We start from the raw sequence: 25,022 nt of genomic DNA, 5'->3' as shown, positions 1-25,022 counted from the left end.
GCATGTGTGGAATTGTCGGCGCAGTTGCTGAACGTAATATCACCGCCATCCTGCTCGAAGGCCTCAAGCGCCTCGAATACCGCGGCTATGACAGCGCCGGTGTGGCGGTGTACACCAATGACGCAAGCCTTGAGCGGATGCGCCGTCCGGGCAAAGTCAGCGAGCTTGAAACCGCACTGGCCGAGCATCCGCTGGTCGGTCGCCTCGGCATCGCCCACACCCGCTGGGCCACCCACGGTGCGCCCTGCGAACGTAACGCTCACCCACATTTCTCCGGCGATATCGCGGTGGTGCACAACGGCATCATCGAGAACCATGAAGCCCTGCGTGAACAACTCAAAGCGCTGGGTTATGTATTCACCTCGGACACTGACACCGAAGTCATCGCGCATTTGCTCAGCCACAAACTCAAGGATCAACCGGACCTGACCGTCGCGCTCAAAGCAACGGTCAAGGAACTGCACGGCGCTTATGGTCTGGCGGTGATCAATGCACAACAACCGGATCGTCTGGTCGCTGCGCGCAGTGGCAGCCCGTTGGTGATCGGCCTGGGGCTGGGTGAGAACTTCCTCGCCTCCGATCAACTGGCGCTGCGTCAGGTCACCGACCGTTTCATGTACCTGGAAGAAGGCGATATCGCCGAAATTCGCCGCGATAACGTGCAGATCTGTGATGTAAACGGTACTGCCGTCGAGCGCCAGACCGTGCAGTACAGCGACGGTGCCGAGGCCGCCGACAAGGGTGAGTTCCGCCACTACATGCTCAAGGAAATCCACGAGCAACCGACGGTGGTTCAGCGCACGCTCGAAGGTCGCCTGAGCCATGATCAAGTGCTGGTACAGGCCTTTGGCCCGCAAGCCGCCGAGCTGTTCGCCAAAGTGCGCAACGTGCAGATTGTGGCCTGCGGCACCAGCTACCACGCCGGTATGGTTGCCCGTTACTGGCTCGAAGAACTGGCCGGGATTCCGTGCCAGGTCGAAGTTGCCAGCGAATTTCGTTACCGCAAAGTGGTGGTGCAGCCGAACACCCTGTTCGTCACTATCTCGCAGTCCGGCGAAACCGCCGACACCCTCGCCGCGCTGCGTAATGCCAAGGAGCTGGGGTTCCTCGCCAGCCTGGCGATCTGCAACGTCGGCATCAGTTCGCTGGTGCGTGAATCCGACCTGACTCTGCTGACCCAGGCCGGCCGCGAAATCGGCGTGGCCTCGACCAAAGCCTTCACCACGCAACTGGTCGGTCTGTTGCTGCTGACCCTGTCGCTGGGTCAGGTGCGCGGCACCCTGGCCAAGGGCGTTGAAGCCCGTCTGGTGGAAGAACTGCGTCGCCTGCCAACCCGCCTGGGTGAAGCACTGGCGATGGACAGCACGGTGGAAAAAATCGCCGAACTGTTCGCCGAGAAGAACCACACGCTGTTCCTCGGCCGTGGCGCGCAATTCCCGGTGGCGATGGAAGGTGCGCTGAAACTCAAGGAAATCTCCTACATTCACGCCGAAGCCTATCCGGCCGGTGAACTGAAACACGGCCCGCTGGCGCTGGTGGATAACGACATGCCGGTGGTCACCGTGGCGCCGAACAACGAACTGCTGGAGAAGCTCAAATCCAACCTGCAGGAAGTCCGTGCCCGTGGCGGCGAACTGATCGTGTTCGCCGACGAGAAGGCCGGGATGACCAACGGCGAAGGCACCCACGTGGTGCAGATGCCGCACATCCACGACATCCTTTCGCCGATTCTCTACACCATCCCGCTGCAATTGCTGTCGTACTACGTCGCCGTGCTCAAAGGGACGGACGTCGACCAGCCGCGCAACCTGGCGAAGTCGGTGACCGTGGAATAAGTTATCCACAGTTGAGATAGCGGAAAATTCGCAGCCTGCGACAGCTCCTACAAGGTATTGGCGTTCACCCTGTAGGTACTGCCGCAGGCTGTGATCGTTTGATTTTCAAGCGAGAGTCGACCCATGGATCGTTTCCAGGAAATGCACACCTTCGCCACCGTTGCGCAAGAGCAAGGCTTCTCGGCGGCGGCACGGCGTCTTGGAGTTTCGGCCGCCAGCATCACGCGCGCAGTCGCGGCACTGGAACAACGGATCGGTACGCAATTGCTGGTTCGCACGACGCGCACAGTTCATCTCACTGAAGCCGGTCAGCGTTACCTGGAAGACTGCCGCAGGATTCTCGCCGAGGTGCAGGAGGCCGAGGATTCCGCCGCCGGCAGCCACGCCGAGCCCCGTGGGCAACTGACAGTGACGGCGCCGGTGTTGTTCGGCGAGTTGTTTGTCACACCAGTGATGGCCGGGTATCTGGCGCAGTATCCGGATGTTTCGATCAATGCCTTGCTGCTCGACCGGGTGGTGAACATGGTCGAGGAGGGGATTGATGTGGCGGTGCGCATCGGTGAGCTGCCGGACAGCAATCAGCATGCGATTCGGGTGGGTGAAGTGCGCCGGGTGGTGTGCGGCTCGCCGCAATTTCTCGCCGAACATGGCCGTCCCCGACATCCCCAGGCGCTGGCAGGTTTACCGGTGGTGGCGACGTCCGCCACTGGCCAGACGCGCAGTTGGCCGTTTCTTGAACGCGGTGAGTCGCTGGTTGTGCGTCCGGAGCCGCGTCTGGTGGTCACCGCCAATCAGGCCGCGATCGCCGCAGCATGTCTGGGGCTGGGGTTGACCCGGGTGCTGTCCTATCAAGTGGCGAGCAAGGTGGCCGCAGGTGAGCTGGAAATTGTCCTCGCCGAATTCGAATTGCCGCCATTACCGATCCACGTGGTCTACCAAGGTGGGCGCAAGGCCCCCGCGCGCATACGCAGTTTCGTCGACTTCGCGGTCAACGCCCTGCGCGAACACCCGGCACTATTGCGCCTGCTGAAATAATTGATTGCATTTGCTGGTTATTCTGTAGTTTTACCGATAGGTGGAAGATGACTCCCATCGGCGCTGTCATTCCCGCAACGGCGCCACTGTCCAGCGGAGTCGACCATGCAAGCGATCAAACTCTATAACTTCCCCCGTTCCGGCCACGCCCACCGGGTCGAATTGATGCTGTCCCTGTTGCAACTGCCTACCGAGCTGATCCTCGTCGATCTGGCGAAAGGTGAGCACAAACAGGCGCCCTACCTGGCCATCAACAGTTTCGGCCAGGTGCCGGCGATTGATGACAACGGCGTGGTACTGGCCGATTCCAACGCGATTCTGGTGTATCTGGCGCACAAGTACGGCAATGGCCGTTGGTTGCCCGCCGATCCGGTCGGTGCTGCACGGGTGCAGCGCTGGTTGTCGGTCGCGGCGGGCCCGATTGCGTTTGGCCCGGCGGCTGCACGGCTGATCACGGTATTCGGGGCGAAACTCAATGCCGATGAACTGATCGAGCGTTCGCACAATTTGCTCAAAGTGATGGACAGCGAGCTGGGCAAGACGCCGTATCTGGCGGGCAGCGAGCCAACCATCGCCGACGTAGCGGCCTACAGCTACATCGCCCATGCACCGGAAGGCAATGTGTCGCTGGACGACTATGGCAATGTGCGCGCCTGGCTGGCCCGGATTGAAGCGTTGCCCGGTTTTGTCGGCATGCCGCGCACCGTTGCCGGACTGCAAACCGCAGTCTGATTTTCTTGATCCACACTGCGCGAGCAGCGCGCAAGGGAGGTCGTGATGGAACGTTCACCGTGGCACGCTGGCGAGCGGCAACTGCAAGAACAGGTGGGTGTTGCCGCGCGTATGGAGGCGTTCGGACGCAAGGTGATTCGCACCTGGATGCCGGATCAGCACCGTGAGTTCTATCAGCAACTGCCTTTCATGCTGTTCGGCGCGGTCGATGCCGACGGTCGTCCCTGGGCCAGTGTGCTCGAAGGGGCGCCGGGATTTGCCCGCTCGCCTGATCCGCAGCACCTGAGGTTTTCCAGCCTGCCGGCTGCTGATGATCCGGCGCAACTGGCTGACGGCGAGCCTGTCGGCTTGCTCGGCATCGAACTGCATACCCGGCGGCGCAATCGCCTCAACGGGCATGTGGCCAATCTTGCGCCTGACGGATTCGAGTTGACGGTGGATCAGGCCTTTGGCAACTGTCCGCAATACATTCAGTTGCGCCAGTTTCAACGGGTGCCGCTGGCCGATCCGGCCTCGCGACCGGCCCGGCATCTGGCGGCGCTGGATGACGCCGCGGTGGCGCTGATCGCCAGCGCCGACACGTTTTTCGTCGCCAGTTATGTGGATACCGACGGCCAGCGTGCGGTGGATGTTTCCCACCGTGGCGGCCAGCCCGGTTTCGTGCGGGTGGAGGGCAATCGCCTGACCATTCCCGATTTTGCCGGCAACCTGCACTTCAACACCTTGGGCAATCTGCTGCTCAATCCCAAGGCCGGTCTGTTGTTCATCGACTTTTCCACAGGCGATGTACTGCAACTGAGCGGACGCACCGAGATCATCCTTGAAGGCCCGCAGATCGAGGCCTTTCAAGGCGCGGAGCGGTTGTGGACATTTGAAGTGGAGAAACTGGTGCGGCGCCCGGCAGCCCTGGCTCTGCGCTGGCGCTTCGACGGGATGTCGCCCAACAGCCTGTTGACCGGCAACTGGGCCGAGGCGGATGCCCGTTTGCAGGCGCAGGCTCTGGGCAACCAATGGCGACCGCTGCGGGTGGCGAAAATCGAAGCGGAAAGCCGCCACATTCGCTCCATCTATCTGGAGCCGAGTGATGGTGCCGGTTTACCGGTATTTCTCGCCGGCCAGCATCTGCCACTGCGCTTTACCCTCGATGGCGAGGTGCATATCCGCACCTACAGCTTGTCGAGCGCGCCGTCGGACGGTTTCTACCGCATCAGCGTGAAGCGTGAAGGCCGGGTCTCGACCCATTTGCATGAACAGATTCGCGTCGGTGACGTGCTGGAGGCGCGCGCGCCGCAGGGGCATTTCACCGTGGCGCCGCTGGAACGCCGGCCCTTGGTGCTGTTGGCGGCGGGCGTCGGCATTACGCCGTTGCTGTCGATGCTGCGCGAGGTGGTTTATCAAGGCCTGCGTACCCGCAGGATTCGCCCGACGTGGTTATTGCAGAGTTCGCGCAGTCTCGCGGACCAGCCGTTTCGCAAGGAGCTGAATCAGTTGCTGGAGAAGGCGGGCGATGCGGTGCAGGTGATGCGTTTGCTCAGCCAGCCGGAAGACGATGCCGACCTGGGCGAGGATTTTGATCGGCACGGACGCATCGACGGTGCGTTACTGCGCAATCTGCTGGAGGTCGAGGACTACGATCAGATCGACTTCGTGCTGTGTGGCCCTGGCAGTTTTACTCAGGGCCTGTACGACAACCTGCGTGAACTGGATGTGCGCGATGCGCGGATTCATGCGGAAACTTTCGGCCCGTCGACGCTCGTACGCCAGCGGGATCCGGACGCGATCGTCATCGAGCAGCCGCCGGCGGCAACAACGTCAGTGCCGGTGGTCTTTGAGCGCTCGGCCAAAGAGGCGCGCTGGCAACCGGACGGCGGCAGCTTGCTGGAGCTGGCGGAAAGTCGCGGACTGCGCCCGGAGTTCAGTTGCCGGGGTGGCTCATGCGGTACCTGCAAGACCCGGCTGATCAGTGGCGCAGTGAATTATCCACAGCCGCCAGCGGAGATTCCGGAAGAGGGGCAGGTGCTGATTTGTTGTGCGGTGCCGGCGCAGAGTGCACAGCCGTTGGTGCTGGACCTGTGAAGCAGAATGGCGTCGGCGCGTGGCGACAGGTGTTGGCAACGGTCGTTCTCTGGTAGCACGCAACAGCCTGCGCCGCTGGATGGGGCGCAGGCTTGTTCATTCGTTCGCGCAGACGCGATGAAACGCTTTCACCAGTGGTGTGATGCCGACCCCGAGACGGCTGGGCGGAGCATTGGGTATTCAGGTTTCAGCGGCAGCGTGGCTGCCGACTCACCGCTGTCCGCCGCGATGGCGCTGCCGAGTGCTGCCGGTACCTTCAGCACACGGTGTGCACTGCGCTCGACCAATTGCTGACTGGCCTGGCGCCAATCGATCCAGCGCCAGTCGCGGACATCGCGGCTGGCAGGGAACTGGCCGCTGCGTTCAAAGGTAATGATCAGCTCTGTGAGGCTACGCGGATCACGCAGGTCAAAATAGGCCATGAACTCGCCGCCAATCTCGCGGAATACCGGGATGTCACTGCCCATCGCCGGCAAGCCACGCTGCATGGCCTCCACCAGTGGCAAGCCAAACCCTTCGACAACCGAAGGGAATACCAGGGAGCTGGCATGAGCGTAGGCATGCTCCAGGCTGGTGTCGCTCAGGTTGTTGAACATGAACAGACGCTGGTTCAATTGCGGGTGGTGGCGAATACGGGCGAGCAACTCGTCGCACTTCCAGCCGACGTGCCCGGCGATGCACAGCCTGGCCTTGGAGCCGTTGGCCCAGGCGCGCTCGAAAGCGTTCAGCAGGTAAGCGTGGTTCTTGCGCGGCTCGATGGTACTGACCATCAGGAAGACGGGCTCGGCACTCTCGAATACCCGTTGCAACGCAGGATCGACGGCGGCGTCCGAACTGCGCAGGTCCAGCTCCGAACCCAAATGGAAATAGTCGAACCAGCGCTTTTCGCTCTGCTCGGTGCCGATCCGGCGCTGCAGTTCTTCACGCACTTCATCGCGTACGGTGGCGGAAATCGCCATGTAGCCGTCAGCCGTGCGGCAGATCCAGTCGAACCACTCACTGAACACCTGCGCCGGTCGTGATTCATAGAAATGCGGGTGCTTGAGCGGGATCAGGTCGTAAATCACCGCAATGAGGCCGACGCCTTCACGTTTGAGTTTTTCGACGTGGGGGAAGAAATCCGAATGCCAGGAGGAGTCGAGCAGCACCAATTGATCGTCCGGTTGGTGTTGCAACGGGGTGCAGCGCTTGAGCAACTGGAACCGGCTTATGCGCCGGAACACCCGCATCGGCACACTGAACGCGGCGAATGCAGTGGCACGATAGCCGACATACAGCAGCCGTCGCGCCAGCTTCGATGTGCATTGCGCGTCGAGCCGTTGCTGCCATTGCCAGAAGCGATGGGCCAGCCGTTCCAGACGATCGCCAAAGGTTGCCAGGGCGTTGAACACCGGCGTGTCCAGAGGCGCCAGGCGCGTGACCCGATACAGCTGACCATTGAGCAAGATCACCGGCATGCACTCGACACCGTCCGTGCTCGGCGGCAGCTTGTTGATGACGTTGCGTACCACCCGCTGAATACCGGAATTGAGCTTGGGGTGGTTGAAAACGTGGGTGCATTCCACCAGTAGTCGAGTCATGGGGCGCGCTCCGTGATGGCCAAATCGACGCTGCGGATAATCGGTGTCCATTCCGATGTCGCGGTCTCGCCAGCCGGAAACGCTTGCAGCGGCAGTCGATCCGGGGCGGTTTGCCGCTGACGGGTTCGCAGGTGTTGTTCGAGGAGTCCCCCGGGACCGGCGATGAACAGGCAATTTTTCAACAGCGACCCCTTGGCCGTTAACTTTCGCCACTTCCTGCAGGTTTCAAAGGAAGGTCTGTCAGACCGAAGGCAACAGTCGATCAGACGACAGGCGAAACAGTTGTTGTAGTTGTTTGTGAGCAATCTGTGCCAATTGCACAACAATTTCAACAGGGCAAACCGTGACCGGTCAGTTCTCGATAGCGTAGACCGATTTATTCGCGGCGCATGGTTCACGAACCCTCGACGGATGTGTTTAGAATGCCCTTCGTCACGATTACCCGGGTCCTTTGGGCAAGTCGTGCAAAGAGTTGAAACTGACCACTAAAACAAGAACAAGACGGGACCGCAGGCGTATGACGGACACCGATCCGATCGACGTTTGGCCGTCATAGTTTGAGGCTGCCGGGATGGCAGTTTCATCGTGGAACGCCATGAATTTCATTCTTTATTCGGATATCAACGACAGTTCCATCAGCCAGAATCCGGCTCAGCCTGATTCCAGTGACCTGCTACTGAAGGCCTATCGTCCGCTGCTTGAAACACTTGGGCGCGTTCACATCGTGCATTCTGTCGCCGCGGTCGATCCGCTCTACCGACAGTTGCTCAGCGCTGGCCAGGAGAGCGTTTGCCTCTCGTTCAACCCCCCGCAGACAACGCCCTTCGATCTCGAGTGCCCGACCGTTTGTGTGGTTGCCTGGGAGTACGACTCGATCCCCGACGAACAGTGGGACAACGATCCGCTGCAGGACTGGACGCGCATGCTGGCGAAACACGGGCGGGTGATCACCCTGTCCAGCCACGCGGCCGCCGCGATCCGTCGCTCAATGGGCGACGCGTTCCCGGTGCTGGTGTTGCCAGCCCCCCTGTGGGAAAGCTTTGCGGCGATCCGCGAGGAGCACGCGAGCACACCGGTCAATGCCGGCACCACGTTGACGGTCAAAGGTTGCATCTTCGATTCTCGGCTCATGGACCTGCACCCGGATAACCTGCTGCCGGAACCGCTCACTGCGGAGGAACAGGCGGAAATCGAGGCCCGACTGGAAGCTTCACGCCCACCGCCGTTGACCTTGAAGCGCCGCTATGTGATTGCCCGGCATTTCTTGCGCCTGTGGCTGCTGAATCTGGGCCACGAGCAGACGCCACCGGTGCCGCGGGTGAGATTCCTGCAGAACTGGTACTGGGAAGGACTGCACGATCTGCTGCCGGAGCGGCTGCATGACTGGCTCGGTAAACGCTTGCCAACTATCGCCGGCCCGATACCGGTGCCTGTGGTCGCTCCTGCACCACGGGAACTGCCGGATACCTCGGTAGAGGTCCAGACCCACATTGACGGGGTGGTCTATGTGTCGGCGTTCAGCCCTACGGACGGCCACAAAAACTGGATACAGATCCTTACCGCTTTTTGCGCGGCATTTCGCGACACGCCCGACGCAACGCTGGTGATGCGCTTGACCCAGAGCGATCTGACGGATGTCTACGAGCACTTGATAACCCCGATGGCGCAACTGGCACCGTATGCGTGCCGAGTGATGCTGATCGTGGGCGATCTGGATGATCGTGAACATGCCCGGCTTTATCAGGCCGCGAGTTTTTACGTCAACGCCTCGCATTGCGAAGGTGTATGCCTGCCGCTGATGTCGTTCATGGCTTGCGGCAAACCGGTGATCGCGCCCGATCACACGGCAATGCAAGACTACATCGACGAGTCCGTGGCGTTCGTGGTCGGCTCCAGTCTGGAAGTGAGCATCTGGCCACATGATCCGCGTGGGCTGCATCGTGCGCGACGTTACCGACCGGACTGGGGCTCGCTGAAAAAGGCCTACGAAAACAGCTACCGGATGGCCACCACGCAGCCGCAGGATTATCAGCACATGGCACTGGCGGCGGCCGAGCGCATGCGCAACTACTGCGCGGTGCCCGCCTTGCAGGAACGCGTCGCAGACTTTTTCGGACTGGCGTCACACGCCGGCAACGTTGCCCAGGTTACGGATAACGCCTCATGCTGATCATCATCCATTCGGAAACCAACCAGCACACCATCAACCGCAACCTTGGCCGGTCGGAATACAGCTATTACTTCGTGCTCAAGGAGTATCGGCCTGTGCTGGAACGCCTCGGGCGGGTGGTCGAGGTTGCTGATCCGGTCGCTGAAGTCGATGCGTTGTACGCGGACTGCCATGCCCGTGGCGAGCCCTGCGTGTTCCTGTCGTTCTCGCCCCCGCATCGCACCCCGGTGCATCTGGCCTGCCCGACGTTGCCGGTGTTCGCTTGGGAATTCAGCACCATCCCCAACGAACCGTTCAACGGTGATCCGTTGAACGACTGGCGCACCGTGCTCAATGCCTGCGGCGCCGCGATCACTCATTCCAGCTACACGGTCAATGCCGTGCGCGAAGCAATGGACGCCGATTACCCGATCGTCGCCGTGCCTGCACCGGTCTGGGATCGGTTTGCCGCGCGGGGCGTGCAGTTGCAGGGGCAGCCTGTCGTCGACGCCGTGCAGTTGAAAATCAAGGGACTGGTCGTCGACAGCCGCAAGCTCGATCTGAATGCTTTTGGTCCGGTGCGCCTGCGCCGCGGCAAGGGCATTGATTTTCGAGCGCCGGTCACCGAGCAGACGTTATTGCTTGAAGGCGTGGTGTACACCTCGGTGTTCAACCCCCGCGACGGGCGCAAGAACTGGGAAGACATGATCAGTGCCTTCTGTGCGACGTTCCGTGACAACGAAGACGCGACGCTGGTACTCAAGCTCACCCACCACGATGCCGAAGAAGCCCTCACCGACATCCTTCATCACTTGTACAAGAATCAGTCTTATCGCTGCCGTATCGTGCTGATCTATGGCTACCTGGCAGACGCGGATTACGAGCGTCTGGTGCAGGCGACCCGCTATGTCGTCAACACGTCCTACGGTGAAGGCCAGTGCCTGCCGCTGATGGAATTCATGTCCTGCGGCAAGCCGGCAGTGGCGCCGTGCACGACGGCGATGATCGACTATCTGAGTGCCGATAACGCTTTCCTGATTGCGGCAACGGAGGATTTGACCACCTGGCCACACGATCCACGCTCGGCTTACCGCACGCTGCGCTATGCCACCCAATGGTCTTCGATTTGTGCGGCGTACCGCGCCAGCTATGAGGTGGCCAAAAACGATCCACAGCGCTATGCGTTGATGTCGGCGCAAGCGGTGGAGAGTTTGCGAGGTTTTTGCAGTCAGGCCGTGGCGGAGCAGCGGTTGCAGGTATTTTTTGCGCAGCTGTTCGAGCGGCACGCCGAACGGGCCATTGAGGCGACCGGAGCATGATTCGCCGATTGCTTCGGCGTTTGCTCGGCGCACAATCGGTGCCCTCGGTTGAACCTGTTGCCGAGCCGGTGGCTGAGCCGACAACTGAACCGCCACCGCTGTTCACCTGGTCGCCGCGCGATGTCGGCTTCCATGACGCGGTACTCGATGGCTGGTTTCTCAATGACAGCGGCGAATTGCTCAAAGGCTTTGCCATTACGCCGGACGACACCTTGCTCGACGTCGGCTGTGGCGAGGGCGGCGCGACGTTGTTCGCGGTACGCAAGGGTGCCTCGGTGATTTTCACTGACAGCGAACACGACAAAGTGCGTGATCTGGCTCGTCAGGTTGAAGCTCAGAGCTCCCGGCCCGGTCTGGGTCTGGTCAGTAATAGCCTGCCATTGCCTCTGGTTGATGGCTGCGCGAGCAAAGTGGTGTGCCTGGAAGTGATGGAGCACGTCGACGAGCCTGAGCCGTTCATGGCCGAACTGGTGCGCATGGGGCGCCCCGGTGCGTTGTATCTGCTCAGCGTACCGGCACCGGTTGGCGAGCATTTGCAAAAAGGCATCGCCCCCGAAAATTACTACCAGACGCCGAACCATGTGCACATCTTCACCCCGGAGCGCTTTGCAGCAATGGTCGAAGACGCGGGGCTGGTCATCGAGCATCGGCAGGCCAGCGGATTCTTCTGGGTGATGGGCATGATTTTCTTCTGGGCCAGCGAAAAGGCTGCCGGCAAGGATCCGGGGGGGGCGGTGCGCGATCGCATTCATGCGCCGTATCCACCGTTGATGGAAGGCTGGGCCCGAACCTGGGATGAGTTGCTGCAACGACCCGACGGACTCGCGGTCAAGCAAGTGCTCGACCAGTTCATGCCCAAGAGCCAGGTGATCATTGCCCGTAAACCCCTGGATACCGGGTTGCCCAATGAGCGCTGAACGAATGCTGGACATCATGGTGCCGCGCGCCAGTTGCGCCTACCTCACCGCCCGTAGTCCGACTCGCGCGCTGCGAGGTGGCCGCAACCGTCAGGAATCCTGGGGGATGCTCAGTGAACACAACGATCGCATTATCGAACTGCCCCTGCATTACCGTGGCGTTGCACGGGGCGAACGCCTCGGCACTTGCCGAACCGCCGTTCTATCCTCTGGAGCCACCTCATGCTGAGACTGTTGAAGAAACTCACGGCGACGACGCCTGTTCCAGCCCCGGCAGAGCCTGTCGCGGCGCCCGCCGCGAAGGCCGACTCGTACGCGCTCGGCCTGCACGATGCGGTGCTCAGCGGCTGGTTCAACCAGCAGACCGACGAGCTGTTCAAGGGCTTTGTGGTGTCGGCCGATGACACCGTGCTCGATGTCGGCTGCGGCGATGGCGGCAACGTGCATTTCTGCGGCATGCGCGGGGCGAAGATCATCATTGCCGACATTGATGGCGCCAAGGTCGGAGCCACCCGTCAGCGCCTGAGCGACACTCCGGCGCGCGACATCGAGTGCCACGTGACCGACTGCAACCCGCTGCCGATTGCCGACGCCACTGCCACGCGCGTGGTGTCCACCGAAGTCATCGAACACGTCGACGACCCTGCACAGTTCCTCGCTGAGCTGGTGCGCGTCGGCAAACCGGGCGCGTTGTACCTGTTGAGTGTGCCGCACCCCAGTTCCGAAGACCTGCAAAAGGACATCGCCGCGCCTGAGTACTTCCAGAAACCCAACCACATACGCGTCATCAGCGAAGATCAGTTCAAGGCGATGGTCAACGAGGCCGGGCTGGAAATCATCAGCCACAGCCAGTACGGTTTTTACTGGTCGCTGTGGATGCTGCTGTTCTGGGAAGCCAAGGTCGATTTGAGCGATCCGGATCATCCGCTGCTCAATCACTGGGCCAATACCTGGCAAGCCGTACTGGACTCGCCGCGCGGTTTGCAGATCAAGCAAGCGCTGGATGCGGTGGTGGCGAAAAGTCAGGTCATCATTGCCCGCAAGCCTGTTGCCTGATTAAGGTGGCGGTAACATCGGGTTGTATTTTTGGCGAGGGAACTTGCTCCCTCGCCACAGGATTGTTCACGGCATGCTGTTTTTTGTTCGTCAGCTGACATTAGCGGTCGCTGTATTACTGTTCGCCGGGTGCAAGCCGCAGGCCTCATTGCCGCTCGATCAGCAGCTCTACGTCTGGCAACGCCAGTGGACGTCGGCCCATGACCCTGCATTGCGCGACAGCCGTGCGGACTTCTCGACCTTGCGCGTGCTGGCCTTGCAGGCTTTTCCGAATGCAGGATGGAGCCGGGCGCGTATCGATCCGCAGGTGTTGAAGCGCGATGGTCGGCCATTGATCGCGGTCATGCGTCTCGACGGACAACTCAAGTCGCTGGACCAGGCGCAGGTCACGGCACAGATTCTCCAGGTCATTGCTGACTGGCAGGCACAAGGCCTGACCCTGAGCGGCATCGAGGTCGATCACGATGCCGGCAACGCGCGGCTGCCGGCGTACGCGCAATTCCTCAAGCATCTGCGCGCTGCGTTGCCGCCCTCCCTGCCATTGAGCATCACTGCGCTGCCTGCCTGGCTCGACAGCGGGCAATTGGCGACGCTGTTGCAAACCGTCGACAGCAGTGTGCTGCAAGTGCACGCAGTGAGCGATCCGCGACGCGGTCTGTTTGATCCCGATCAGGCGCTGCAATGGGCCAGGGCCTGGGCGCGGATCACCGATAAACCGTTCTACCTGGCACTCCCAGCCTACGGCGTGGCATTGCTGCCGGATGAGGGCGGTGCGCCGCTGGTGGAAAGCGAGGTGCCGCTCGAGCGCGGAGGTCAGCGTCAGGAGCTGCTTGCCGATCCGCGGCAACTGAGCCAACTGGGCAACACATTGCGTGAGGATCCTCCGGCCCATCTGGCCGGGCTGATCTGGTTTCGCCTGCCGCTGGCCAATGACCGCCGTGCCTGGAGTCTGACCACGTTGCGCGCCGTTGCCCGAGGCTATGCGTTGAACAGTCAGTTGGGCCTGACGCTCAGCGAAACTGACGGACTCTACGACCTCACACTCGACAACCCCGGTAACCTCGACAGCGCCTGGCCCGCGCGTATCACGGTGAAAGCGCGGGATTGCGAAGGCGCCGATGCGCTGGCCGGTTATGCATTGCAACAAAGCCCGGATCTGCTTACCTTCACCCGCCTGCGCGACGGCCGATTGCCGGCAGGCGCACAACGCGCCATCGGTTGGGCTCGTTGCGCACATATTGATCAAGGAGGTTCGCATGTTGACCCGTAACTGGCCCCGCCATTTGCTCTGCCTGAGTCTCAGCCTGCCGCTGGGTTCGGCGTTGGCCTGCGGCCCGGACTTCCCGCTGCGTCTGCTCGACAATCGCGGGCAGACCCTGGCCGATCTGCCGGAGGGCAACTTCAACTTCGAGATCAGCCGCCTCGGCAAAACCATCGCCGGGCTGAAAAACGCCACGGCCGCGACGCGTAATCCCGATGATCTGTACGGCGATGAGAGCGCAGCTGCTGCGGCGCGGGAGACCGCCGAGCAGGCCGGTCTGAGCGCCGAACAGCAAGCGCTGGTCAAACAGTTGCGTGGCTTGAGTGATGCGCGTCAGGCCGAGGCGCAGGGCGCCAGTCTGCCGCCGGAAATCCGTTTGTATGTGGCTGGCGCCGTGGCATTTGCCACGGGCAATCATCCATTGGCGGTCGAGTACTTCAGCAAGCTGCTGGCGCTGCCGGCCGATCAACGTCCGTTGCGCAGCACCTGGGCTGCGTACTCGTTGGGCCGTACCTGGTTTGCCATGAGCACTGAGGCGGGGGATGCGCCAGAGGCGCTGGAACAATCGCGCGATGCCTTCCGCCAGGCCCGGCAACTGAGCATCGACGGCTTCAGCGACCCGCTGGAACTGGGGGTCGCCAGCCTCGGCGAAGAGGCGCGCGTGTTGCGCACCGCCGGCGACTGGAGTGGCGCGATCGAACTGTATGAAGCGCAAAACCTGCACGGCTCGGCCGTCGGGTATACCTCTCTGAAGCAATTGATGAATGAGTTGGCCGAGCTGCCCGAGGCTGAACTGGCGGATTTGCTCCAGCGCAAAGCCGTGCAGCAATTGGTCACGGCTTCTCTGGTCAGCCGTCTTGGCTGGTCGTTTGGCGATGAACCGCCGAATGAGAAAAAACTCGTGAAGCTGCTACAGGACAGTACCCGTGGCAGCCTGGAAAATGCTGATCGGCTGGCAACGATGAGTTATCAACAGGGCGATTACGCCAGCGCCAAGGCCTTTCTTGAAAATGCCGGGGACGGCGGTCTGGCGTGGTGGTTACGGGCCAAACTGGCGGTGCGTGACGGCGATAAGACTGGCGCTGCCGCCGCTTATGCGAAAGCCGCGCAAGCCTTCCCGCAGGCCGAAGACTGGGGCTATCGACGCACGCCAGACTGGGCGTTTGAAACCGTTCAGCCGAAATGCCGGGTTGAGGGCGAAAGCGCGATTCTCGCCTTGCAGCGTGGCGAATACCTGCAAGCCTTCGTGCAGTTGTATCGCAGCAACAGCACCTATTGGTTTGACGCTGCGACCGTGGCCGAACGTGTGCTGACGGTGGAAGAATTAAAGCGGTACGTGGATGAAAACGTCCCGGCCCCAGCGGCGCGAACCCAGCAGGAACGCGACAACTACGTGCCGCTGCCGGTCGCCGCCAGCCTGCGCAATCTGCTTGGCCGACGCTTGTTGCGTGAAGGGCATTACGCCGACGCGGTGGCTTATTTCGACAACCCCGATCTGCAGAACAAGGCCCGTCTCTACGGTGAGCAGCGGCTGAAGGCCGATGCCGCGTGGTGGCCGACCAAACGCGCCAGTGCGTTGTACAACGCGGCGTGGACCGCCCGTGAGTGGGGCATGGACATCCTCGGATTCGAGATGGCGCCGGACTACGCCACGTTCGGGGGCAATTACAGCCTGGAATCCGTCGAGCTGAACGTCGGCCCGCTGGTATCCGAAGCCGAAGTGCAGCGCCAGAAGGCCAGCGAAGCGCAACCGGATCAGCGTTATCACTACCGTTTTGTCGCCACCGCGCTGGCCAGTCGCGCCGCCGACAACCTGCCGCACACCAGTCAGGCGTTTGCCGCCGTATTGTGCTCGGCCGCAGGCTGGAACAGCAGCCTGGAAGAGCAGAGCGCGTTATATCAGCGCTACGTGAAGGAAGGTCCGTACGTGCCCTGGGCGGTGGATTTTGGCCATCAGTGTCCGTATCCGGATTTCGAAAACGCCGACAAACGTTACGTCACCCAGGTCACCGATGCCGTGCGCACAACGCTGCGACCCTACAAATGGCCAGTGATCGGTGTCCTCGGGCTGGGCAGCGCCGCCGCGTTGTTGTTGATCAGCCGTCGCCGTCGCAAGACGCCCGACGTCTAAGCCTGTTGCACAAACGTCAGGCGCACCGCGAAGCCGATCAGCAGGCTGCCGAACAGCCACTGTTGAACGCGTTGCGCCGTCGGGCTGTGTTGCAGCCAGCGGCCCAGGGCGGCGCCGGTCAGGGCATATGCACTGTCGAACAGCAGGCCGATGCCGACCAGCAGGGCGCCGAGCACGGCGAATTGGGTCAGCACCGGCGCGCCTTCGGCGACGATGAATTGCGGCAACAGCACTGAGCAGAACAGCAACGCCTTCGGGTTGAGCAGGTTGGTCAGCACACCGCGCCGGATCGCTTCACGCCATTGCCCGGGCATGCCGGCAACGTCGCCGGTATTCAGGTTCGGCACCAGCGTGTTGCGCAGGCACTGGATACCGATCCACAGCAGATACGCCGCGCCGGCCAGCCGTACCACTTCGAATGTCCACGGCGCGGCCTTGAACAGCGCCGCCAGCCCCAACGCCGCCAATGCCACGTGACAGCTGCGGGCAATTGCCAGGCCTGTCGCCGTCGCCAGTGCCGCACCGCGACCCTGCCGGGCACCGGTTTGCAGCAGCAGGATCATGTCCGGGCCGGGCAACAGATAGACCACCGCCAAAGCCAGAAAAAACAGCCAGAGACTCGCCACCTCACACCCCTTTCGTTGTCGATTCGGTGAGCCAAGTCTAGAGCGCAAGGGCGGGGCAGGTGCTTGCGAAGTCCGCTTCAAAAGCCTGCAGGTTTGGCATAACCTGCTGGTTTCAGCGGCTTTACTCTCGGAATCTGCCAAACATGAAACTGGACGCCTTTGATCGCAAGATTCTCGCCGCCCTGCAACGTAACGGACGCCTGAGCAACGTCGAACTGGCTGACGAAATCGGCCTGTCGGCATCGCCTTGTCTGCGTCGGGTGCGGATGCTGGAGGAGGCCGGCGTGATTCGCGGTTACCAGGCCAATCTGGATCGCGATGAAGTGGGGCTGGGTCTGACGGTGTTTGTCGGGGTCAAGGTCGAGCGGCACAACGACGCACAGGCCGAGGCTTTTTATGAAGCGGTCACCGCGTTACCGGAAGTGATTTCCGCGTTTCTCGTTTCCGGTGAGTCGGATTTTCTCTTGCAGGTGGTGGTGCCGGATCTGCGCGCGTATGACCGCTTTCTCAGCGGGTGTCTGTTGAAGTTGCCGGGGGTGAGCGACATTCGCAGCAACTTTGCGATTCACACGGTGAAGACGCCGGGGGCGTTGCCGTTGGGGCATCTTCCGGATTAAGGCCGGCCTTCATCGCCAGCCTGCTCGCTCCCACATTGGAACGCGGTCAAAGGTGGGAGCCAGCCTGCCGGCGATAACGGTTTCTCCGCCTTGATTACATCTGCGTCGCCATCCCCTCGACATTCATTGCTGCCTGGCGCAACGCTTCGGAGCGCGTCGGGTGCGGATGACACGTCAGCGCAATGTCCTGCGCCGAAGCGCTGAACTCCATTGCCACACAGAATTCGCCGATCATTTCGCTCACGCTCGGGCCGACCAGATGCACCCCGAGAATTTCGTCCGTGCGTTCGTCAGCGAGGACTTTGGCAAAGCCTTCAGTCTCGTGGTTGATCTTCGCCCGGCTGTTGGCGGTAAACGGAAACTTGCCGACTTTGTAAGCGCGACCTTCGGCCTTGAGCTGCTCTTCAGTCTTGCCGACGCTGGCCAGTTCCGGTTTGGTGTAGATCACGTTGGGGATCAGGTCGTAGTTGACCTCGCCGGCCTTGCCGTGGATCTGCTCGACGCAGACCATCGCTTCATCTTCGGCCTTGTGCGCAAGCATCGGCCCCGACGTGACGTCGCCGATCACCCACACGCCGGGCGCTTCGGTGCGGTGTTGCCTGTTGGCGAGCATGCCGCGTTTATCGGTGCTCAGCCCCACGTTTTCCAGACCCAGGCCCTGGGTGTACGGACGACGCCCGATGGCCACCAGCACGTAGTCGGCTTCCAGCAACTCAGCGCTGCCGCCGGCCGAAGGCTCGACGCTGAGCTGCACACCGCTGGCTGACGAGGTAGCGCTGGTGACTTTCGAACTCAACTTGAAGGCGATCCCTTGTTTGCTCAGCGAACGCTGCAGGGTTTTGCCGGCCTCGGCATCGACTCCGGGGCAGATGCGATCGAGGTATTCGACCACGGTGACCTGCGCGCCCAGACGCCGCCACACCGACCCCAGTTCGAGGCCGATGACCCCGGCGCCGATCACCACCAGATGGCTGGGTACTTCGCTCAGCGACAGGGCACCGGTGGAATCCAGAATGCGTTGGTTGTCGATCTCCACGCCGGGCAGGGGAGTGGGCTCGGAGCCGGTGGCGATGATGATGTCCTTGGCGGTCAGTTCGACCTTGCTGCCCTGATCGTTGGTTACGCTGACTTTGCCCGGGCCGTCGATATGGCCCCAGCCCTTGATCCAGTCGACCTTGTTTTTGCGAAAGAGGAACTCGATGCCTTTGGTCAGGCCGCTCACGCTTTCGTCTTTCTGCTTCATCATCTGCGCCAGATTCAGCGTGGGTCTGACCTCGATGCCGAGGTTGGCGAATTCCGCACCCATCGCTGCGTCATACAGCTCCGAGGCATGCAGCAGCGCTTTGGAAGGCATGCAGCCGACATTCAGGCAGGTGCCGCCCAAGGTCGCGCGACCTTCGACGCAAGCGGCTTTGAGACCCAACTGGCCAGCGCGGATCGCCGCGTTATAACCACCGGGGCCGCCGCCCAGAATCACTACGTCATAGTTGCTCATGCGCTTGCTCCTGCTTGATGGATGCGGATGCTAAAAGTAGTCGGCGAAGAAAATTACGAGCGTAATATGTGCGTTTATCGACATTTCGGTCAAGGCTTCAGGCAAGCGACAGGTTGGAAATCTTTAGATAAATGCAATTGTGTACGAATATTTCACGATTATCGTTATATCGTAACGATATGCGCAGTGAACCAATGATTTCGGGGTGTTATGCAAGTCGATCTGGAAGTTGAAGGCACGCCAGTGACCGGATTGCCGCGCTTTCAGCAGGCGGCGATGCAAGGTCGGCGATTACGGCGCTGGGCCATCGGCCTTGGCGGCTTGGCCGGGGCCGGGTGGGTGCTGGCGTTTTTTGTCGGGTTGTTCGCGCCGCAGTCGTTGTGGCTGCCGCTGTTGGTCAACCAGAGTGCGGCGTTGCTGGTGCTGGTCGCTGGTTTGCAATCGGCGTGGTGGGTGGCGCGATGGCGTGAGCGGGTGATGACGCCTCTGGCGTCGAATCCTCCAACAATGGAAGAACCGTCTGCTGCGCAGGGATGGTACGAGCAGCTGTTGGAACGCTTGAGTCAGCGCAGTTTGCATTGGCTTGGCCAGATCGGTGCGGCGACGTTGTGGCTGGGTGGCTGGGCGATGCTGGTGTTGCTTGGCATCGAGCAGGCGTGGAACCTCGCGCTACCGGCTGCGGCGGTGGGTTTGTCTGCCACCGTTGGCGCGGTGATGGCGTTGTTGCTGGCCTTCGCCTTGCTGGTACTGGAGCGGCACCTGGCACAAGAGAGTCCGGCGCAATGGCCAGAAGCGGGCTCGCTGGCGCAACTGACGCGGGTGGTGATTATCACTCTGGTGCTGGGCGCACTGTGTTTACTGTTCGCCAGCGAGAGCGCCGTGTGGCCGGTTCGCGTGGCCGTACTGATTGGAATCTTGCCGGGACTGGTCGCGATCGAGCTGTTATTGCGCGCCGTATTGTCACTATTCAGTCCTCGTCGCGAGCAACTCGAGCCGACCCTGCTGGCGCGCACCTTTAGCGCCGATCTGCTGCGTTGGCCGCCGCAACCGTTACTCGCGTTGCAGCACGAGTTGCACAACCGTTTCGGCATCGATCTGCGCCAGATCTGGGCGTTCAGCTACATGCGCCGCGCATTTCTGCCTGTGCTGGCGCTGGTTGTGGGACTCGGCTGGCTGCTGACCGGCATTCATGAAATTCCGTTGCAAGGTCGTGGGATCTACGAGCGTTTCGGCAAACCGGTGCAGGTGTTCGCTCCCGGGTTGCACGTTGGTTTGCCGTGGCCGCTGGGACGGGTGCTGAACGTGGAAAACGGCGTCGTCCACGAACTGGCGACCAGCGTCGGCGAAAACCCGGCGCCGGTTCAGCCCGATCCTGCCGAAGGCCCGGCCCCCATGACGGCCAATCGTCTGTGGGACGCCAGTCACGTCAACGACAAGTCTCAGGTGATTGCCAGCAGCCGCGGCGAGCAGCAGAGCTTCCAGATCGTCAACATGGACGTGCGGTTTGTCTATCGCATTGGCCTGAGTGACCAGGCGGCATTGGCGGCGACCTATAACTGTGCCGATGTCCCGACGTTGATCCGCAGCACGGCCAGCCGGATTCTGGTGCACGATTTCGCTTCGCGCACGCTCGACGGTTTGCTCGGTACCGATCGGGTAGGGCTGGGTGATCAGATTGGTCGCGCGGTGCAAAACGATCTGCAAAAGCTCGACAGCGGGGTGGAGATTCTTGCCACGGTGGTTGAAGCCATTCATCCGCCGGCCGGTGCGGCCAACGCGTATCACAGCGTGCAAGCAGCGCAGATTGGTGCGCAGGCGTTAATCGCCCGTGAGCGGGGAGCGGCGGCTGAAGCGAGTAATCAGGCGCAGTTGCAGGCCAGCCTCGCCCGCGACCAGGCCAGCGCCAATGCGCGCGAAATCAATGCTTCGGCGCAGGCCGCGGAGCTGAAATTCACTGCCGAGCAAAAAGCCTACGCCAGCGCCGGCCAGGCGTTCGTTCTGGAGCAATACCTCAGTCAGCTCAGCCAAGGCTTGAGCAAAGCCAAATTGCTGGTGCTCGACCATCGTCTGGGTGGCAGCAGCAATGCGCCGACCATCGACTTGCGTACGTTTACGCTGCCGGCTGATCCATCGCCCGCGCGCACCACCGCTCAACCAGGAGTTGCCCATTGAGCCAGTCGCACACTCACGATCACCATGACCACGGCGGCCACGATCACGGCCACGGCGGGCATCACCATCATCATGGCCATCACCATCACGGTGCGCCGGAAGAAGCGGGGCCGTTCCCCTGGCGACGCATGGCTTGGGCGGCATTGCTGGTGGCGTTTGCCATCGCGGCGGCGAGTCTGGTGCAAGTGCGCTCGGGCGAGGCCACGGTCATCACCCGGTTCGGCAATCCGTCGCGTGTGCTGCTTGATCCGGGTTTGAGCTGGCGTTGGCCGGCGCCGTTTGAAGCGGCGATCCCGGTGGACCTGCGGCTGCGCACCACCTCCAGCGGTTTGCAGGATGTCGGCACGCGCGACGGTTTGCGCATCATCGTTCAGGCTTACGTGGCGTGGCAGGTGCAGGGCGATCCGGACAATGTGCAACGTTTCATGCGCGCTGTGCAGAACCAGCCGGATGAAGCGGCGCGGCAGATTCGCACGTTCGTGGGCTCGGCGCTGGAAACCACCGCCAGCAGTTTTGACCTGGCGAACCTGGTCAACACCGACGCCAGTCAGGTGCACATCGCCGATTTCGAGGCGCAACTGCGTCAGCAGATCGATCAGCAATTGCTCGCCACTTATGGTGTGCGCGTGGTGCAGGTGGGCATCGAGCGCTTGACCTTGCCGTCGGTGACGCTTACCGCCACGGTGGATCGCATGCGCGCCGAGCGTGAAACCATTGCCACTGAACGCACGGCGATCGGCAAACGCGAAGCGGCGCAAATCCGTTCTGCGGCCGAGCGCGATGCGCGCATTGTGCAGGCGGACGCCACGGTAAAAGCCGCTGATATTGAAGCGCAATCGCGGGTTGAAGCTGCACAGATTTATGGCCGCGCCTATGCCGGGTCGCCGCAGCTGTATAACTTGCTGCGCTCGCTGGACACCCTTGGCACCATTGTTTCACCGGACACCAAACTGATTCTGCGCACCGACGCCGCCCCCTTCCGCGTATTGGTTGACGGCCCGCCCAGCGTCGACAGCAAATCCGGATCGCAGCCATGAGTGAAGAAGTTCCACGTGGAACACATGCGCTGAACAGTCCGTGGATTCAGGCAGGGCGCTTGGCGTTTTTCGCCCTGTATGCGGTGACATTGCTGGCCGCCCTGGCCTGGGCATTTTCCAATGTGCGGCAGATCGATCCGCAGAATCGCGCGGTGGTTTTGCATTTCGGTGCGCTGGATCGCATTCAGAATGCCGGTCTGTTGTTGGCCTGGCCGCAGCCATTTGAACAAGTGGTTTTGCTGCCGGCAGCGGACCGGGTGATCGAGCGCCGGATTGGCAACCTGCTGCGCAGCGCTGAGGCGGTGAAGGCAGATCGAGTCGCCTCGTTTGCGGTGCCGATCAGTGATGCGCTCGCCGGATCCGGATACCTGTTGACCGGTGATGCTGGTGTCGTGCAACTGGATGTGCGGGTTTTTTATAAGGTCACCGACCCCTATGACTTCGTGCTTCAGGGCGAACATGTGCTTCCGGCACTGGATCGCCTGGTCACGCGCAGTGCCGTGGCACTCACCGCCGCACGGGATCTGGACACCATTCTGGTCGCTCGTCCGGAGTTGATCGGCGCCGACAACCAGGCCGCCGAACGTCGCGAACGACTGCGCGGCGATCTGGTGCAAGGCATCAACAAACGCCTGGCCGAGCTTAAGGCGGGTGGGCAGGGCATCGGTATCGAGGTGGCGCGGGTCGATGTGCAATCGAGTCTGCCCGATCCGGCGGTCAGTGCCTTCAATGCGGTGTTGACCGCCAGTCAGCAGGCCGACAAGGCTGTGGCGAATGCACGTACTGATGCGGAAAAACTCACTCAGGCGGCCAATGAACAGGCCGACCGCGCGCTGCAAGTTGCACACGCTCAAGCCGGCGAGCGACTCGCCAAAGCCTCCGCCGATACCGCCACCGTATCGAGTCTGGCCAAAGCCCAACAGCAGGGCACTGACCCGCAGATGCTGTTGCGTCTGTATCGCGAACGCATGCCGAAAATTCTCGGTCAGGCTGGATCCGTGACCACGGTCGATCCGAAGGACGATTCCCGTCTGATCATTCAGGGAGCCGCAAAATGACCGCGACTACCGCTGCACCGAGCCTGTTGTCTTCGGCTGAACAACGCCGCGCCGCGCGGCAATTGACCTTGGCAATGCTCGCCTTGGGGCTGCTCGGCCTCGGTTTGATCTGGCGCTGGGTGAGCCCTGAGCAAACCGGCGTCAGCCAGTTGCTGCTCGGTTTCGCTTCTTTATTGGTTGCCGTGCCGGTGATGCGCTCGGCGTGGTTCAGCCTGCGTTACCCGAGTCTGCACGGCATCACCGATCAGTTGATTGCCCTGGCGATGCTCGGCGCCTGGGCGACGGGTGATCTGCTGACCGCAGCGTTGCTGCCGATCATCATGATCTTCGGTCATGTGTTGGAGGAGCGCAGTGTCATCGGTTCCCAGGAAGCGATTCATGCGCTTGGCCAGTTGACCCGCAGCCATGCCCGCAAGGTTCAGGCCGACGGTACGATCATCGAAGTCGACAACGGCTCGCTCACATCCGGTGACACGGTCGAAGTGCGTGCCGGTGACCGTGTACCGGCAGACGGGCGGGTGTTGTCCGGCCAGGCCAGTCTCGACACAGCGTCGATTACCGGTGAGTCGGTGCCGGTAGAAGCGGGCGTCGGCATGACGGTGTTTGGTGGTGCGATCAACCTCGATGGTCTGCTGCGCATCGAAGTGACGCGCACCGGCGGTGAATCGACCCTCGGCAAAGTCATCGCGCTGATGCAAAACGCCGAGCGTTCGAAACCCCCGATCACCCGTTTGCTGGAGCGTTATGCCGGCAGCTACATGGTGCTGGTGTTGTTGTTGGCGGCGGTGACCTGGTTCATCACGCACAACGCGCAAGCGATGCTCGCGGTGCTGGTGGCGGCGTGTCCCTGTGCCCTGGTGTTGTCGGCGCCGGCCACGGCGATTGCCGGTGTGGCGGTGGCGGCACGCCACGGGATTCTGATCCGCAGTTCGGCGTTCCTCGAAGAGTTGGCCGATCTGACGTCATTGGTGGTCGACAAGACCGGCACGCTGACATACGGCACGTTGCGCTTGCAGTCGATCGACAAGCCGCGTGCCGACGCATCCATCGTTATGGCGTTGGCCGCAAGCCTCGGCGCGGCGAGCAGTCATCCGGTCAGTCGCGCGCTCGCCGGGCTGGTCAGCCAAGAGCAATGCCTGACGTTGACGGATATCCACGAACGCCAGGGCCTCGGTGTGGTGGCGATGACCGCGCAGGGCGAAGCGGCACTCGGCCGTCCGGAGTTGTTTGCTCAACTGGGCATTACCACCACGGCCATTCCCGAGCACGATGGCCCGATCGCGGGCCTGGCCTTGAACGGTGTATTCCTCGCCTGGTTGCTGCTGGCCGATAGCGTCAAACCGGAAGCGCGCTTTGCCCTCGGTGAATTGCGCGACTTGGGTCTGGGCCGGCAACTGTTGTTGACGGGGGACCGGAAAAGCGTCGCCCACGCCCTGGCCAGGGAGGTGGGCCTGCACGAGGTTGAAGCGCAGGCGTTGCCCGAAGACAAACTCAATTGCGTGCTCAAGGAGATCGACAACGGTTTCCGGCCGATGGTAGTTGGCGACGGTATCAACGATTCGCTCGCCCTCAAGGCGGGCGTGGTGGGCGTTGCGATGGGGGCGGGTGGTGCCGATATCGCATTGGCCTCGGCGGATATTGTGCTGATCGGCAGCGACCTGCGTCGACTGGGGACTTGCGTGCGCCTGAGTCGGCAGTGCCGGCGAACCCTGCAAGTGAATGTGATCATCGGTCTGGGCTGGACGCTGGCCATCGTCGTGTTCGCTGCATTCGGCTGGCTGGGCGCCGCCGGAGCGATGATTGCCGCGCTGCTGCATAACCTCAGCACATTGCTGGTGCTGGGCAATGCCGGTCGTTTGTTGCGCTTTCAGGAGCCGCTGCTCAAGCTCAAGGAAGATGCCTGAAATTATTTTTTTCCGCCTCTGT

19 protein-coding genes are annotated in these 25,022 nt (G+C 61.8%); 16 read left to right on the top strand and 3 right to left on the bottom strand.

Features of this window, described 5'->3' with window-relative positions; all coding sequences use genetic code 11:
- The first annotated feature begins 2 nt into the window (after positions 1 to 2).
- The 4 genes from glmS (at position 3) to HV782_RS00905 (ending at position 5,678) form a co-directional block, all read left to right on the top strand.
- Positions 3 to 1,835 (top strand): glutamine--fructose-6-phosphate transaminase (isomerizing), encoded by a 1,833-nt coding sequence (glmS, locus tag HV782_RS00920; protein ID WP_186743782.1) that lies wholly within the window; start codon positions 3 to 5, stop codon positions 1,833 to 1,835.
- Between the two features lie 123 nt (positions 1,836 to 1,958).
- A complete protein-coding gene (locus HV782_RS00915) occupies positions 1,959 to 2,870 on the top strand; it encodes a LysR family transcriptional regulator (protein WP_186743784.1) in 912 nt (303 codons plus the stop codon).
- 105 nt (positions 2,871 to 2,975) lie between these two features.
- On the top strand, positions 2,976 to 3,602 hold the full coding sequence (locus HV782_RS00910) for a glutathione S-transferase family protein (RefSeq protein WP_186743787.1): 627 nt from the start codon (positions 2,976 to 2,978) through the stop codon (positions 3,600 to 3,602).
- Between the two features lie 45 nt (positions 3,603 to 3,647).
- A complete protein-coding gene (locus tag HV782_RS00905) occupies positions 3,648 to 5,678 on the top strand; it encodes a pyridoxamine 5'-phosphate oxidase family protein (RefSeq protein ID WP_186743790.1) in 2,031 nt (676 codons plus the stop codon).
- Between the two features lie 128 nt (positions 5,679 to 5,806).
- On the opposite strand, the gene HV782_RS00900 is transcribed toward HV782_RS00905, so the two are convergent.
- A complete protein-coding gene (locus HV782_RS00900) occupies positions 5,807 to 7,258 on the bottom strand; it encodes a glycosyltransferase family 4 protein (RefSeq protein ID WP_186743792.1) in 1,452 nt (483 codons plus the stop codon).
- 595 nt (positions 7,259 to 7,853) lie between these two features.
- Here HV782_RS00900 and HV782_RS00895 point away from each other — a divergent pair.
- The 7 genes from HV782_RS00895 to HV782_RS00865 all read left to right on the top strand — a co-directional run bounded on the left by HV782_RS00895 (position 7,854) and on the right by HV782_RS00865 (position 16,091).
- Positions 7,854 to 9,428: a glycosyltransferase gene (locus tag HV782_RS00895; protein WP_225931047.1), complete on the top strand. Its 1,575-nt coding sequence runs from the start codon at positions 7,854 to 7,856 to the stop codon at positions 9,426 to 9,428.
- Positions 9,422 to 10,726: a glycosyltransferase gene (locus HV782_RS00890; RefSeq protein WP_186743796.1), complete on the top strand. Its 1,305-nt coding sequence runs from the start codon at positions 9,422 to 9,424 to the stop codon at positions 10,724 to 10,726. The genes HV782_RS00895 and HV782_RS00890 overlap by 7 nt, the downstream gene beginning before the upstream one ends.
- Positions 10,723 to 11,643, top strand: coding sequence for a class I SAM-dependent methyltransferase (locus tag HV782_RS00885; protein ID WP_186743798.1), 921 nt, complete (start codon positions 10,723 to 10,725; stop codon positions 11,641 to 11,643). Before HV782_RS00890 ends, HV782_RS00885 begins: the two co-directional genes overlap by 4 nt.
- Complete coding sequence (locus tag HV782_RS00880) at positions 11,633 to 11,872, top strand: hypothetical protein (RefSeq protein ID WP_186743800.1); 240 nt, start codon at positions 11,633 to 11,635, stop codon at positions 11,870 to 11,872. Before HV782_RS00885 ends, HV782_RS00880 begins: the two co-directional genes overlap by 11 nt.
- Positions 11,866 to 12,699 carry a class I SAM-dependent methyltransferase gene (locus tag HV782_RS00875; RefSeq protein ID WP_186743802.1) on the top strand — a complete coding sequence of 278 codons (834 nt, stop codon included), beginning with the start codon at positions 11,866 to 11,868 and terminating at the stop codon, positions 12,697 to 12,699. Before HV782_RS00880 ends, HV782_RS00875 begins: the two co-directional genes overlap by 7 nt.
- Before the next feature lie 73 nt (positions 12,700 to 12,772).
- On the top strand, positions 12,773 to 13,969 hold the full coding sequence (locus HV782_RS00870; protein ID WP_186743805.1) for a DUF3142 domain-containing protein: 1,197 nt from the start codon (positions 12,773 to 12,775) through the stop codon (positions 13,967 to 13,969).
- A complete protein-coding gene (locus HV782_RS00865) occupies positions 13,956 to 16,091 on the top strand; it encodes a hypothetical protein (protein ID WP_186743807.1) in 2,136 nt (711 codons plus the stop codon). The genes HV782_RS00870 and HV782_RS00865 overlap by 14 nt, the downstream gene beginning before the upstream one ends.
- Here HV782_RS00865 and HV782_RS00860 read toward each other — a convergent pair.
- Entirely contained in the window at positions 16,088 to 16,717 is a 630-nt protein-coding gene (locus HV782_RS00860) for a LysE family translocator (protein WP_186743809.1), read from the bottom strand. The genes HV782_RS00865 and HV782_RS00860 overlap by 4 nt on opposite strands.
- 143 nt (positions 16,718 to 16,860) lie before the next feature.
- On the opposite strand from HV782_RS00860, the gene HV782_RS00855 reads away from it, so the two are divergent.
- On the top strand, positions 16,861 to 17,334 hold the full coding sequence (locus HV782_RS00855) for an Lrp/AsnC family transcriptional regulator (protein WP_123470052.1): 474 nt from the start codon (positions 16,861 to 16,863) through the stop codon (positions 17,332 to 17,334).
- Between the two features lie 94 nt (positions 17,335 to 17,428).
- Here HV782_RS00855 and lpdA read toward each other — a convergent pair whose 3' ends face one another.
- Positions 17,429 to 18,829 (bottom strand): dihydrolipoyl dehydrogenase, encoded by a 1,401-nt coding sequence (lpdA, locus tag HV782_RS00850; protein WP_186743811.1) that lies wholly within the window; start codon positions 18,827 to 18,829, stop codon positions 17,429 to 17,431.
- A 210-nt stretch (positions 18,830 to 19,039) separates the two neighbouring features.
- Between lpdA and hflK (HV782_RS00845) the strand changes: the two genes are divergently transcribed.
- The 4 genes from hflK (HV782_RS00845) to HV782_RS00830 are packed head-to-tail and all read left to right on the top strand — an operon-like array spanning position 19,040 to position 25,000.
- On the top strand, positions 19,040 to 21,001 hold the full coding sequence (hflK, locus tag HV782_RS00845; RefSeq protein ID WP_186743813.1) for a protease modulator HflK: 1,962 nt from the start codon (positions 19,040 to 19,042) through the stop codon (positions 20,999 to 21,001).
- Positions 20,998 to 22,038 (top strand): protease modulator HflC, encoded by a 1,041-nt coding sequence (gene hflC / locus HV782_RS00840; protein ID WP_123470046.1) that lies wholly within the window; start codon positions 20,998 to 21,000, stop codon positions 22,036 to 22,038. Before hflK (HV782_RS00845) ends, hflC begins: the two co-directional genes overlap by 4 nt.
- Complete coding sequence (gene hflK / locus HV782_RS00835) at positions 22,035 to 23,096, top strand: protease modulator HflK (RefSeq protein ID WP_186743815.1); 1,062 nt, start codon at positions 22,035 to 22,037, stop codon at positions 23,094 to 23,096. Before hflC ends, hflK (HV782_RS00835) begins: the two co-directional genes overlap by 4 nt.
- Positions 23,093 to 25,000, top strand: a complete 1,908-nt coding sequence (locus HV782_RS00830) for a heavy metal translocating P-type ATPase (RefSeq protein WP_186743817.1) — start codon at positions 23,093 to 23,095, stop codon at positions 24,998 to 25,000. Before hflK (HV782_RS00835) ends, HV782_RS00830 begins: the two co-directional genes overlap by 4 nt.
- Positions 25,001 to 25,022 lie beyond the last annotated feature (22 nt).

Origin of the sequence: Pseudomonas monsensis (assembly GCF_014268495.2) — a bacterium.
GTDB classification, from domain to species: Bacteria; Pseudomonadota; Gammaproteobacteria; order Pseudomonadales; family Pseudomonadaceae; genus Aquipseudomonas; species Aquipseudomonas monsensis.
This window is presented reverse-complemented; position numbering and strand designations above follow the sequence as displayed.

What these genes read in the sequence shown, in the direction of transcription:
- HV782_RS00870 (WP_186743805.1), top strand. Translation starts at nt 12,773, where the DNA reads ATGCTGTTTTTTGTTCGTCAGCTGACATTAGCGGTCGCTGTATTACTG.
- hflK (WP_186743815.1), top strand. Translation starts at nt 22,035, where the DNA reads ATGAGTGAAGAAGTTCCACGTGGAACACATGCGCTGAACAGTCCGTGG.
- HV782_RS00885 (WP_186743798.1), top strand. Translation starts at nt 10,723, where the DNA reads ATGATTCGCCGATTGCTTCGGCGTTTGCTCGGCGCACAATCGGTGCCC.
- HV782_RS00905 (WP_186743790.1), top strand. Translation starts at nt 3,648, where the DNA reads ATGGAACGTTCACCGTGGCACGCTGGCGAGCGGCAACTGCAAGAACAG.
- glmS (WP_186743782.1), top strand. Translation starts at nt 3, where the DNA reads ATGTGTGGAATTGTCGGCGCAGTTGCTGAACGTAATATCACCGCCATC.
- HV782_RS00855 (WP_123470052.1), top strand. Translation starts at nt 16,861, where the DNA reads ATGAAACTGGACGCCTTTGATCGCAAGATTCTCGCCGCCCTGCAACGT.
- HV782_RS00890 (WP_186743796.1), top strand. Translation starts at nt 9,422, where the DNA reads ATGCTGATCATCATCCATTCGGAAACCAACCAGCACACCATCAACCGC.
- HV782_RS00895 (WP_225931047.1), top strand. Translation starts at nt 7,854, where the DNA reads ATGAATTTCATTCTTTATTCGGATATCAACGACAGTTCCATCAGCCAG.
- HV782_RS00875 (WP_186743802.1), top strand. Translation starts at nt 11,866, where the DNA reads ATGCTGAGACTGTTGAAGAAACTCACGGCGACGACGCCTGTTCCAGCC.
- HV782_RS00865 (WP_186743807.1), top strand. Translation starts at nt 13,956, where the DNA reads ATGTTGACCCGTAACTGGCCCCGCCATTTGCTCTGCCTGAGTCTCAGC.
- HV782_RS00915 (WP_186743784.1), top strand. Translation starts at nt 1,959, where the DNA reads ATGGATCGTTTCCAGGAAATGCACACCTTCGCCACCGTTGCGCAAGAG.
- HV782_RS00900 (WP_186743792.1), bottom strand. Translation starts at nt 7,258, where the DNA reads ATGACTCGACTACTGGTGGAATGCACCCACGTTTTCAACCACCCCAAG.
- HV782_RS00830 (WP_186743817.1), top strand. Translation starts at nt 23,093, where the DNA reads ATGACCGCGACTACCGCTGCACCGAGCCTGTTGTCTTCGGCTGAACAA.
- hflK (WP_186743813.1), top strand. Translation starts at nt 19,040, where the DNA reads ATGCAAGTCGATCTGGAAGTTGAAGGCACGCCAGTGACCGGATTGCCG.
- HV782_RS00910 (WP_186743787.1), top strand. Translation starts at nt 2,976, where the DNA reads ATGCAAGCGATCAAACTCTATAACTTCCCCCGTTCCGGCCACGCCCAC.
- HV782_RS00880 (WP_186743800.1), top strand. Translation starts at nt 11,633, where the DNA reads ATGAGCGCTGAACGAATGCTGGACATCATGGTGCCGCGCGCCAGTTGC.
- lpdA (WP_186743811.1), bottom strand. Translation starts at nt 18,829, where the DNA reads ATGAGCAACTATGACGTAGTGATTCTGGGCGGCGGCCCCGGTGGTTAT.